This is a genomic window from Arcobacter sp. 15-2 (genome assembly GCF_047159865.1).
In the GTDB taxonomy this organism is placed as follows: Bacteria; Campylobacterota; Campylobacteria; order Campylobacterales; family Arcobacteraceae; genus JAIOSF01.
Genome location: NZ_AP038804.1, coordinates 2,320,231 through 2,332,094, shown reverse-complemented (window position 1 = coordinate 2,332,094; position 11,864 = coordinate 2,320,231). Strand labels below are relative to the sequence as shown.

Annotated in this window: 10 protein-coding genes; 2 read left to right on the top strand and 8 right to left on the bottom strand. The window is 30.0% G+C overall.

Features of this window, described 5'->3' with window-relative positions; genetic code table 11:
* Positions 1-26: 26 nt before the first annotated feature.
* From ACMCMH_RS11650 to ACMCMH_RS11640, 3 genes are all read right to left on the bottom strand, one after another.
* Positions 27-242 (bottom strand): hypothetical protein, encoded by a 216-nt coding sequence (locus ACMCMH_RS11650; RefSeq protein ID WP_412725775.1) that lies wholly within the window; start codon positions 240-242, stop codon positions 27-29.
* Between the two features lie 12 nt (positions 243-254).
* On the bottom strand, positions 255-1,061 hold the full coding sequence (locus tag ACMCMH_RS11645; protein ID WP_412725774.1) for a flagellin: 807 nt from the start codon (positions 1,059-1,061) through the stop codon (positions 255-257).
* A gap of 114 nt (positions 1,062-1,175) precedes the next feature.
* Positions 1,176-3,401: an AsmA-like C-terminal domain-containing protein gene (locus tag ACMCMH_RS11640; protein ID WP_412725772.1), complete on the bottom strand. Its 2,226-nt coding sequence runs from the start codon at positions 3,399-3,401 to the stop codon at positions 1,176-1,178.
* Between ACMCMH_RS11640 and mltG the strand changes: the two genes are divergently transcribed.
* Positions 3,388-4,443, top strand: coding sequence for an endolytic transglycosylase MltG (gene mltG, locus ACMCMH_RS11635; RefSeq protein ID WP_412725770.1), 1,056 nt, complete (start codon positions 3,388-3,390; stop codon positions 4,441-4,443). The two genes, ACMCMH_RS11640 and mltG, sit on opposite strands and share 14 nt — an antisense overlap.
* Before the next feature lie 122 nt (positions 4,444-4,565).
* Complete coding sequence (locus ACMCMH_RS11630) at positions 4,566-6,767, top strand: NADP-dependent isocitrate dehydrogenase (protein ID WP_412725768.1); 2,202 nt, start codon at positions 4,566-4,568, stop codon at positions 6,765-6,767.
* 85 nt (positions 6,768-6,852) lie between these two features.
* On the opposite strand, the gene lptB is transcribed toward ACMCMH_RS11630, so the two are convergent.
* Genes lptB through hrpB form a run of 5 tightly spaced genes read right to left on the bottom strand, consistent with a single transcriptional unit; the run spans position 6,853 to position 11,825 of the window.
* On the bottom strand, positions 6,853-7,578 hold the full coding sequence (gene lptB, locus ACMCMH_RS11625; RefSeq protein WP_412725766.1) for an LPS export ABC transporter ATP-binding protein: 726 nt from the start codon (positions 7,576-7,578) through the stop codon (positions 6,853-6,855).
* Positions 7,568-7,972 carry a tRNA (adenosine(37)-N6)-threonylcarbamoyltransferase complex ATPase subunit type 1 TsaE gene (gene tsaE, locus ACMCMH_RS11620; protein ID WP_412725764.1) on the bottom strand — a complete coding sequence of 135 codons (405 nt, stop codon included), beginning with the start codon at positions 7,970-7,972 and terminating at the stop codon, positions 7,568-7,570. Before tsaE ends, lptB begins: the two co-directional genes overlap by 11 nt.
* A 7-nt stretch (positions 7,973-7,979) precedes the next feature.
* Positions 7,980-8,966 carry an anthranilate phosphoribosyltransferase gene (gene trpD, locus ACMCMH_RS11615; RefSeq protein WP_412725762.1) on the bottom strand — a complete coding sequence of 329 codons (987 nt, stop codon included), beginning with the start codon at positions 8,964-8,966 and terminating at the stop codon, positions 7,980-7,982.
* A 14-nt stretch (positions 8,967-8,980) separates the two neighbouring features.
* Positions 8,981-9,226, bottom strand: a complete 246-nt coding sequence (locus tag ACMCMH_RS11610) for a S4 domain-containing protein (protein WP_412725760.1) — start codon at positions 9,224-9,226, stop codon at positions 8,981-8,983.
* A gap of 58 nt (positions 9,227-9,284) precedes the next feature.
* Positions 9,285-11,825, bottom strand: coding sequence for an ATP-dependent helicase HrpB (gene hrpB, locus ACMCMH_RS11605; protein WP_412725758.1), 2,541 nt, complete (start codon positions 11,823-11,825; stop codon positions 9,285-9,287).
* Positions 11,826-11,864 lie beyond the last annotated feature (39 nt).

Genomic DNA, 11,864 nt, shown 5'->3' with positions numbered 1-11,864 from the left:
AATTAAGACAATATTGTACTATAAAGTTATTTGTTATTTGATGAGTTTGTGTCTTTACTTATAGTAGTTTTGGTATATTTAATATATTCTTTTGGTTGAATGAGTAAGATAGTACCATAAAGAAGAAAAAGTATTCCAATAACTATACCAATTTTAGAAAGAACTTGTTTTTTAAATTTTAAATTTGAGAGTAATAGAATGAGAACTAATCCTATTACTAAAAGTGCAATTGCTATTTTCATTTAACCACTCTTTTAATGTGTTAAAAGGGAGATATTTCTACCTTGTACTGCATTTGCTTGGCTTTGCATCATAAGACCAATTTGACTCAGTAAATTGGTTTTACTAAAACTACTAACTTCTTTACTATAATCAATATCCATAATAGTAGATTGAGAAGTTGCAATCTCTTTTTCAGTACTAATAGAGTTTCTTGCACTAGATTCCATAGCATTTGCAGCACTTCCAAAATCACTTTGATAAGTATTCATTTGATCTATATTTTGATTTACAGTATTTAAAATATTTGTTAAAGTATTTGGATTTGTTGCAAAATCTGTCATTGATGATTTTAAAGAATCTGAGATACTTAATGTATCAGCCTTTTCCATTGCAATAGTTGAGTCTTTATCGACTATAGATATATCATCATTTGTAGAGCCATCTGTTTTTAGTAAAGTATTACCGTTGTAAGTAGTACTATTTGCAATATTTTCAAATTGTTCAATATATTTATTAATCTGTTGCCCAATTATCTCTTTATCGTCTTGATTCATTGTGCCATTCATAGCTTTTAATGTTTCAGTTTTTATATTTTCAAGGAGTTCTTTTTGATTTGATAAACCAGATTGTGCAATATTACTCATAGCAATACCATTGTTCATATTTTCAACAGCTTGAGAAAGTGAACTCTTCTCTACACCTAATTCTGTACCAATCGTTAACCCTGATGGATCATCACTAGCTTGATTAATAGCAAGAGCGCTACCGACTTTTTCTAATGATGTTTGACTTAAGCCACTGATATTATATGCATTTACATAAGATGAATCAATATTCATAACATCCCCTTATTAGTTTATTTGTATAACTATTATAGGTATATTCTGTTTAAAGTAGAATTAAATTTAGTTATTACCTAGCCTTATTATATCAGTGTGTTACTATTTTCATCGCTAGTTACTTTTAAAGGGTTGTAAAGGCAATGTTAAAATTCTTTGTAGAAAGTTTGTAACTCCTTGTGTTCCCTCTTTTACTGTATGTGTTTCTAGTTCAGGGTTATCTAAAGTACCAGATATATCAACAGTTGTATGAATTTCACCATTATCACCTAAAAAGAGATATCCTAAAACAGGAATATAATTGATTGTATTGGTAAAATCTTTAAGAAAAGATATATCTACATTTGCTTGTATCTCTCGTGTTTTAAAATTTACATGCGAATTAATAATAAAATTAGACATTGTTCCATTTGTAAATAGATCAAATATATCAAGTTGCCTTAATGGCAGACTATAGTGAAAACTTCCTGAACCATTTTCTAAATAGTATCCATTTGTATCAAAACCTGTTTCTGTCATTCTATACAGTGTAGGAAGAGCTAAAAGTGGATTGATAATTGCAGGTGTAGTATTTACAAAAGTTGTTAAACTATTTATGATTGTTACATTTTTAATTGTAGTTTTATGTAGGTCAATGTCACCCATTAAAAAATTTATATCTTCTCCATATATATTAAGATTGAGATAGCCTCCTTTTAAGAACTCTTTATTCAAAAAAGTGTTTACATACTTATCTGTTGCATTTATGGCATGTGCTTCAATCATACCATTTTGTATTGTTGCTATAACTCTTGTATCATCTTTTATCATTTTAAATTTCAAATCATTTTTATCTGTTTGGAGGTGTAAATTTTCAAAGTCAAGTGTGTATGAATTGTAGTTTAAAATACTATTATTGTACGATACTTCTAGTTTAGGAAAAACTGGCATTTCAAACTTTTCTTTTGTATTTAAAAATGATTGAAAATAACTATTATTGATGTCAAGGTTTATATTATTTATAGCAATTATAGTATCGTTTAGATCTGTAGAGTGTACCTCAATAGTACCCTTTTTTTTGGAATCATGATCGACAAATGTGAAAGCATCGATTAACCTATTTGGGTTATTTATTTTTAGAGTGTGTCTGTTGTTTTGTTTATCTTTAAAATAATAAAGTTCTAATTCTGGAACGATTATTGATGTGTTTTGTTCAAAATTCATATCATAAGAGATATTTTTGTGACTAACATCTAACAGATCATCATATTTTAAGCTGTTTATTTTTACAATTCCCAAAGAGGTATTTGAATCAAAATCTGTCTTATTTGTAAATTTTAAATCTATAGAATCAGTTTCATTGGTATCAGTAATATTACCTTTAAGACTCATATTTAAGTCTTCAAAATTAGCATTTAAACTATTTAATTTTAAGTCAATATCATCATATTTTAGATTCATAGCTTCTGTGAATATATTGGTAGTGATTTTTTCATCAAAAAGTACACTGTAGCCAATTTGAGAATTTGTAAAATTTATATCTTTATATTTGTAATTATTAAGATAAAAATCTCCTTTGAGAATATTTTCATTGATATCATAATGTAAAAGAAGATTTGTTACATCAAATTTGTGTCCATATGATTCTATGATAGTATCTTTACTTTTTACATCGGTTTCTATAAAAAATTTACCTTGAGAAAATGGAATAGAAATATTGGTTGAGAGTTGATTTTTTCCACTATGTTGTATAATCGGTATATCTATACCATATCGCAATAATATATTTTTGAGAGAATCATTAAACAAGCTAGTTGTTTTGAGGTATAGCTTTAGCGTATTTGTATTTAAAAGATAACTTACTTCACTATTTGTCATATCTACAGTATCGTAAAATGGTTTTTCAAAAGTTAAATCTATTTGATTGTTCTCAAATGTAACAAAAACTTTTTTTGCAAAAACTTTTTTAACTTTTTTATCAAATTGTAATTGCAGGTTTTCAACAATAGTTGAAGATCTGTTTTCTAAATCAATAGTATCTAAATCTAAAAATACAGTTCCTTGAACTTCTAAATCAGTACCTATTAATTCAAAATGTTTAACATCAATTGTAAAAATATTGTTTAAATAATTAAGAGTGAAATCTGCTTTCATCTGGGCAATACTTTTTGAATCTTTGTCTAAAATAGAAATTTTAGGAGTAGAAATATTTAGCTTTTTATTATATTTTAGATACAATTTTTCTATATTTATATTTTTATATGAGATATTTTCAATCTCTATTCCAATAAATAAAGAGGCCATAACTATCAAACTAATTCCACTAAGTAAAATTAAGTTAAATTTTATGATTTTAAACATTCTTGAATTGTTCCTTGTAGTTATTGTTGTCTTGTTTTTTTATTTTACGCAAGATGTAAAAACATCAAGAGTTATCTTTATACCGCAAGGCACTTCTAATTCGATTATAACACATTTAGATAAAAACAATTATGAAGTAAATTTATTAGATAAGTTGATGTTAAGAGCTTTAGGGAAGCCACAAAGTGGTTGGATAGATTTAAAAAACACACAAATGACCCAAGTAGAGTTTTTATATAGAATTACTACTTCAAAAGCTGCTTTAAAAAAAGTCACACTTATCCCTGGGGAAACATACTATTTCTTTTTACAAAACCTTGCCAAAACTTTAAATATATCTACCTATAAGCTTTTTCAAACATACTCTCGATTGGCATATAAAAAAGATGGGAATATTTTAGCAGATACTTACTATTTACCTTTAGGGATGAACGAAGAACAGTTGATAAAACATCTGTTATCTTTAACTGAAGCTAGATATAAACAATATAGCGAAAAAATATTTGGTCTTTATAACAAAAAGAATTGGTACAACTATATTATAATTGCATCGATTATTCAAAAAGAGTCCGCTTCTAAAGAGGAGATGGCTACGGTTTCAAGTGTTATATACAATCGTTTGAAAAAAAATATGAAATTGCAAATGGATGGAACACTTAATTATAGTAAATTTTCCCATACGAAAATAACTCCATCTATGATACGAAATGATATCTCTAGCTACAATACTTATAAATATAGAGGATTGCCTAGTGATCCTGTATGTGCTGTTGAATTTGAGTCTATTAAAGCAGCTATTTTTCCTATAAAATCTGATTATCTCTATTTTATGAAATCAATAGATGGTAAAAAACATCATTTTTCCTCTTCATATTCAAAACATAAACAATATATTAAAAAGATAAAAAAACAAAAAAGAAAAGTACGAAAACAAAAAACAGGAACTGTAAAAAAACTGAAAAAAAGAAAGCCAAGCAAAAAGCTTAAGAAAGTCAAGCCTAAAGTATCTAAAGAGGAAAAGCTTAAAAAACTTTGGAATTAAAGTGTGTGTATAAATGATACAACTATTAAGTGAATGTCAAAAGATATATAATATAAAATAATACTATAATTAAATTTTTGATAGCATACATTGCAATAACACAAATTAATTAAGGAAAAAATATGTCAAAAATTATATGGACAAAAACTGATGAAGCGCCAGCTTTAGCAACTTATTCGCTTTTACCAATTGTAAATGCTTTTACAAAATCTGCTGGAGTAGATGTTGTTACTAGTGATATTTCACTAGCTGGTAGGGTTTTATCTAAGTTTCCTGAGAGATTAACAGATGCACAAAAAGTTGATGATGAGTTAGCTAAATTAGGTGAGGCAGTTTTACAAGAAGATGGTAACATTATTAAATTACCAAATATTTCAGCTTCTATTTCTCAACTTATTGCTTGTGTATCTGAATTACAAGCACAAGGTTACGATATCCCTAACTATCCAGAAGAGCCACAAAATGATGAAGAAAAAGAGTTACAAGCACTATTTTCTACTTGTTTAGGTTCTGCTGTTAACCCTGTATTAAGAGAAGGTAACTCAGATAGAAGAGCTGCTGCTGCAGTTAAAAACTTCGCTAAGAAAAACCCGCATAAATTAAAGCCATTTTCTGAAAACTCAAAAGCATATGTTGCACATATGACAGATGGTGATTTCTATGGTAATGAGCAATCAATTATCAAATCAGGTGCTGGAACAGTACGAATTGAATTAAACGGTAACTTATTAAAAGAGTTAACAGATGTTCAAGATAAAGAGATTTTAGATGCTACATTTATGTCTGCTAAAGCTTTAAGAGCATTTTTAGCACAAACTATTGTTGAAGCTAAAGAGAAAGATGTATTATGGTCTTTACACTTAAAAGCTACTATGATGAAAGTTTCTGATCCAATTATGTTTGGTCATGCTGTTGAAGTATTCTTTGCTGATGTATTTGCTAAATATGGTGCAGACTTTGAAGCAATCGGATATAACTCAAACTTAGGTTTAGGTGATTTATACAAAAAAATTGATTCTTTACCTGCTGATAAAAAGGCTGCAATTGAAGCTGATATCATGGCTGTATATGATGTACAACCAAGAATTGCTATGGTTAATTCTGATAAAGGTATCACAAACTTACATGCTTCAAATGACATCATTATTGATGCTTCATTACCAGTTGTTGTAAGAGATGGTGGTGCTATGTGGAATGCTTCTAACGAATTAGAAGAGTGTGTATCTGTTATCCCTGATAGATGTTATGCAACTATGTATAAAGTGTGTGTTGAAGATTGTGTTAAAAATGGTCAGTATGATGTTACAACAATGGGTAATGTACCAAATATCGGACTTATGGCACAAAAAGCAGAAGAGTATGGTTCTCACCCAACTACATTTGAAATAGCTGAAGCTGGAACTGTTAAAGTTTTAGATACTGATGGTTCTGTTCTTATGGAAATGGAAGTTGAAGTTGGTGATATTTGGAGAATGTCTAGAGCTAAAGATATTCCAATCAAAGACTGGGTTAGACTTGCAGTTGAAAGAGCTAGATTAACAGGAAACCCTGCAGTATTCTGGCTTGATGAAGAAAGAGCACATGATAGAAATATGATTGCTAAAGTTACTGAGTACTTAAAAGACCACGATACTTCTGGTTTAGAGTTACCAATTATGGCACCTGCTGAAGCTATGCAATATACTTTAGATAGAGTAAGAGCTGGTAAAGATACTAACTCTGTAACTGGAAATGTTTTAAGAGATTACTTAACAGACTTATTCCCAATCTTAGAGCTTGGAACATCTGCTAAAATGTTATCAATCGTTCCATTAATTGCTGGTGGTGGATTATTTGAAACAGGTGCTGGTGGATCTGCTCCTAAGCATGTTGAACAAATGTTAAATGAGGGTCACTTAAGATGGGATTCTTTAGGTGAGTTCTTAGCACTTGCAGAGTCTTTAAGATTTATTTCTCAAAAAAATAACTCTAAAGATTTAGAGATTGTAACTGCTGCACTTGACTGGGCAAATAATGCATACCTTGATAACAACAAAGAGCCAAGTAGAAAATGTGGAGAGCAAGATAACAAAGCTTCTCACTACTTTGTAGCTCAATATTGGGCACAAGCATTAGCTGAACAAACAGATAACGCTGAATTAGCTGCTAAATTTGCACCTGTTGCAAAAGCACTAATCGATGGTGAAGAAACAATTATGGCTGAGTTATTAGGTTCTGAAGGAACTTCAAAAGATATCGGTGGATACTTTAATCCAGATATCGTTAAAGCTGAAGCTGCGATGAGACCATCTGCAACTTTAAACAATATCATCAACAACATCTAATCTTTTTAGATGTTGGATATCAAAAAGGGTTCGCAAAATTGCGAACCCTTTTTTTATGGTTAAGTATAAGAGAAAAAAGAGATAACTAAAAAGTAAAATCTTTCCCTAAGTAGTGTTCTCTTACCATCTCATTATCCTTTATCTCTTGAGCTGTTCCACCTGCAATAATAGCTCCTGCTTTCATAACATAAGCTCTATCACATATTTGTAAAGTTTCTCTTACATTATGATCTGTGATTAATACCCCTATTCCTCTAAGGGTGAGTTGTTTGATAATACCTTGAATATCTTTAACTGCAATTGGATCAACACCTGCAAAAGGTTCATCAAGAAGTAAAAATTTTGGGTTTGATACTAAGGCTCTTGCGATTTCAGCTCTTCTTCTCTCCCCTCCACTTAAACTTACCCCTCTTCTTTGCCTAATTGGTTCAATATTAAACACTTCTAAAAGTTCTTCAATTCTTTCTCTTCGTAGTTGTTCATCATCTATTGAAACCTCTGCTGCTAACATAAGATTGTCTTCAACTGTTAAGTCTTTGAAAATTGATGACTCTTGAGGAAGGTATCCTATTCCTCTTAATGCTCTTTTATGTAAGGGAAGATGTGTTATCTCATGATCATCAAAAAATATTTTTCCTGTTGTAGGTTGTACAAGACCACAAATAATATAAAAACTTGTAGTTTTTCCAGCTCCATTTGGTCCTAGTAGCCCAACTGTTTCACCACTTTTGATATCTAAACTTATATCATGTAAAATTTGTGTCTTTTTGATAGCTTTTGTTAGGCTAGTTACTTCTATTTTATGATCCAATTTTATATTCTCTACTTTCTTCTTTTTTTTCTATATTTACAACTATCACATCAAAACCATACTCTAAAAGTAAATTCTCAAGTTTTTCATCACCCCACTCTACAAAATGTATACCACTTTTCTCAAACTCTTCTAAAAGACCTAGTGCTATAAACTCTTGTAAAGTTTTGTTATAGACATCATAGTGATATATATTTTCCCCATAAATACTTTGTATAGAGAAAGTTGGACTAGTTACCTTATCTTTTATATTGAGACTATTTACAAAATGTTGTACAAGTGTAGTTTTACCACTAGCTAAATCTCCTCTTAATAACACTATTTTATCTTGGTTATTGATTCTTTCTTTTAAGAGTGATATAAATTGATCTATTTGCGTTAAATTTAAAGTCATAAAATAATTAGTGTATAAGTTCGTTACTTACTCGAACTATCTCTTCTAGTTTTTTTATAGCATCACCATTATCAATAGCTTCTTTTGCCATCTCAATTCCCTCTTCTGTAGAGTTTACTTTACCATCTACAAGCAATGCAACAGCAGCATTTAAAATAACAATATCTCTTTTTGCACCTGTAATTGTTCCATTTAGAATATTTTTTGTAGTGATTGCATTTTCTTTTGCTGTCCCACCTGTAATTTCTGATTTAGGATAAAAATCAAACCCATATTCTCTAGGATCAAGAACAAACTCATTAAAAGTTCCTCTTTCTACAAAAGCACAATGCGTAACATCGCTAATACTTACCTCATCCATACCATCTTCACTACTTACAACCATTGCTCTTTTTGTATTAAGTTGTGTCATTGCATCTGCAATTTTTGGAACATACTCTTTATCAAATACTCCAATAAGTTGTTTATGAACACTTGCTGGGTTTGATAGTGGTCCTAGAACATTAAAAATAGTTCTATGCTCAATAGATTTTCGTATTGGCATGATATGTTTCATAGCTGGATGATGATTAATCGCAAACATAAAAACAAAACCAGTTTGCTTTAACATTTCTAGTTGTTTTGGGATAGTTAATGTTAAATTAACTCCTAGTTCTTCTAGCATATCAGCACTACCGCTATTGCTTGTAATACTTCTGTTTCCATGCTTAGCTATTTTACAACCACAAGCAGATAAAACAATTGAAACAGTTGTAGAGATATTAAAGCTATTACTTTTATCTCCTCCTGTTCCACAATTGTCAAAAAGTTCTTCTTGAAGTGTTTGCTCAACATTTAGTGGGAGCATATGTTCTCTCATTGCGGTAGCAGCAGCAGCTATCTCATCTGCATTTTCACCTTTTTCATAAAGTTCTATAAGATAGTTACGAACTTCATTGTGGTCTAACCTATTTTCGAATATATCGTCAAATTTTAATCTAGCTTTATTAAACATTTAAATAGTCCCTTTTATAGTTTTGTAACATATTCACTCTGTACTGATTTTGGAGTTGATTTTGTTTTTGGTATTTGTAATACTTTGAATTTATCTGAGTATTCAAGATATTTGATCTCGATAATATCATCTATCTTTACCTCTTTTGCTTTTTTTACAGGCATATTGTTGATATGTACAACTTTATGTGCCAGCATATCTTCAGCTACTGCTCGTCTTTTTGTAATATTTACTGCGTTTAAAAATTTATCTATTCTCATAGGTATTATTATATCTTTTTTTGTTTAAATGATTCTATAGAGATAACAATAAGTTCTTTTATGATTTATTTACATTCATCATATGTTTTTTTGTTTTACTTGTTGCTATTGCTTCAAAAGGATCATCTGGCCAATAGTGTCTTTTGTACTTAATAAACAGTTCTTTTTTTACCTCAGTATATGAGTTTTCCCAAAAGCTTTTCAAATCATATGTAATTTGTATGGGTCTTTTTGCAGGGCTTAAGAGATGTATCTGCAAAGGTATACTATTGTTTACAATCTTTGGAGTTTCATGAAGTCCAAACATCTCTTGTATTTTGACTGCTAAAATAGGAATCTGGCTATTTGAATAATCTATTTTTATATTTGAGCCACTTGGTACTTTAATAGTACAAGGTGCTAGAGTATCAAGAGTTTGTTGCTCTTCCCATGGTATGAATCCAAGTAAAATAGAGTATAAGTCTAATGACTCTAAAGCTTTGATAGATTGTATCTCATGTAAATAAGGCTCAAGCCACTCTTGAACACTATCTAATAATGATTCATCATCAAATGAGGGTAAATTACTATCCCTGTTTTTATTTATGAAGTTTACTCTTTCTTTTAACTCTTTGGCTTTTTTGCTCCAAGTTAAAAGCTCCAATCCCTCTTTTTGAATCAGTTCTAAAATGAGTTGTGAATAATCATGATTTGATTTATTTGATATAGCTCGAGAAGTGAGTTCTAAGTCGTAAAAATAGTGTTTTTCTCGTATGTCGAATTTTTTATTTTCTTTATTGTAAGTAATAGACTCTTTTTTCTCTATATAGCTATCAAATTCTTTTTCTATAGTATCTAAAGAGATTCGTAATGCCATATTTATATACGAGTCTTTTGTTTGTGCATTTATATTTGATACTACTAAATACTCCTCATTAAATAAAGCATCTTCGTTATTTAAAACAGCACCTTTTGAGTTACTTAGTTTATATTTATTGTCATTTTTAGTTCGTCGTTTTGCTAGTCTATCTGGATATGCTAAAAGCAATAGATGTGAGAGTTCATCTTCTGTGATAGGATGAGATTTTTTATGTACCTTTTCTAGTTTTTTGAGTTTTGAGTAAAAAAACTCTGCTTGTTTTAAAATTGTTTTTGCAAGATGAGTATTGATATAAGTACTACTAAAGTCTTTTTCATAAATATGTATAAACCTTGAATATATATTTGCATCATAGTTTCTACCACTATTTTTAAATATATCTTTTTCACTCAAAAGTGCAGCTAGTAAACAAGCCTCATAAGAAAATCCTAAATCATTCGCTTTTAAAATCATAAATGAAAATCGTGGATGAACACCAAGCAATAACGCTTTTTTACCAAAAGGTGTTATCTCTTTAGATTCATCTATCATTTTTAGTTCTTCTAGTATGGTTTGTGTACTAATTTGTGTTTGGAGTTCTGGATAGTTTAAAAACTGCAACTCTTTTATATCATCTACTCCCCACAATGCTACATCTAAATAAAATGAAGTTAAATCAGAACGCAATATCTCAGGACGAGTTGAGGCTTGTAGTATTTTACTTTGATGCCAGAGTTTATAACACTTTCCATCACTTAGTCTTCCTGCCCGTCCTGCTCTTTGAACCGCTGAATCACTTGATATAAATGAGAGTTCTAAATGATTCATCGCATTTGCATAGTTGTATCGTGATATTTTTTCGAGTCCAGAGTCTATGACTACTTTTATACCCTCAATAGTTAAAGATGTTTGCGCAATATTTGTAGAAAGGATTACTTTTCTTTTGTTTGATTGAGTATTTTTTAGTATCGCTTTGTCTTGTTTCTCTTTACTAAGTGCAGAATACAGAGGAAATACTTCTATATCATGTGAGCTGAGTTTTTCTTCAAGAGAGTTTTGTAGATTTTTTATCTCTTTAGTTCCTGCTAAAAATACCAAGATATCACCCTCATCATTTTCTATAGCTTGAAGTGTTGTATTTAAAAGTAAAGTGTTTATAGTTTTTACATCTGGTTGTTTTATATTTGATGGAAGATATACATTTTCTATATCATAGGTACGACCTTGTGAGGTAATAACTGGAACATCGCCAAGAAGTTTTAGTAACTCTTTTGAATTTAAAGTAGCAGACATGATGAGTAGTTTTAAATCATCTCTTAAAAGCTCTTGTACTTGAAGTGATAGTGCAAGTGAGAGATCTGTATGTATACTTCTTTCGTGAAACTCATCAAAGATGATAAGTGCTACATCTTCTAAAGCTTGGTCACTTTGTAGTTTACGCACCAGTATAGCTTCTGTTACTATGAGTAGTTTTGTATTTTTTGAAAAACAACTCTCCATTTTTACTTGATAGCCTACACTTTGTCCTACCTCTTCACCAAGTAGTCTAGCCATTTGTATAGCTACACTTCTAGCTGCAACTCTTCTAGGTTCTAGCATGATGATGATTTTATCTTTTGGAAGCCAAGGTTCATTTAGTAAATTTATAGGTACTACTGTACTTTTTCCAGCTCCTGGAGGTGCTTGAAGTATCAAAGTGGAGTTAGTTTGAAGTGTTGTTTTTATATCGTCTAAGACATCGTGTATGGGTAAGTTTTTCATATGTGGGTATTATACATTATTTTTTTTATATCTACAGCT

Coding starts and splice junctions, on each gene's coding strand:
- ACMCMH_RS11650 (WP_412725775.1), bottom strand. CDS start 242: ATGAAAATAGCAATTGCACTTTTAGTAATAGGATTAGTTCTCATTCTA.
- ACMCMH_RS11645 (WP_412725774.1), bottom strand. CDS start 1,061: ATGAATATTGATTCATCTTATGTAAATGCATATAATATCAGTGGCTTA.
- mltG (WP_412725770.1), top strand. CDS start 3,388: ATGATTTTAAACATTCTTGAATTGTTCCTTGTAGTTATTGTTGTCTTG.
- ACMCMH_RS11640 (WP_412725772.1), bottom strand. CDS start 3,401: ATGTTTAAAATCATAAAATTTAACTTAATTTTACTTAGTGGAATTAGT.
- ACMCMH_RS11630 (WP_412725768.1), top strand. CDS start 4,566: ATGTCAAAAATTATATGGACAAAAACTGATGAAGCGCCAGCTTTAGCA.
- tsaE (WP_412725764.1), bottom strand. CDS start 7,972: ATGACTTTAAATTTAACGCAAATAGATCAATTTATATCACTCTTAAAA.
- trpD (WP_412725762.1), bottom strand. CDS start 8,966: ATGTTTAATAAAGCTAGATTAAAATTTGACGATATATTCGAAAATAGG.
- ACMCMH_RS11610 (WP_412725760.1), bottom strand. CDS start 9,226: ATGAGAATAGATAAATTTTTAAACGCAGTAAATATTACAAAAAGACGA.
- hrpB (WP_412725758.1), bottom strand. CDS start 11,825: ATGAAAAACTTACCCATACACGATGTCTTAGACGATATAAAAACAACA.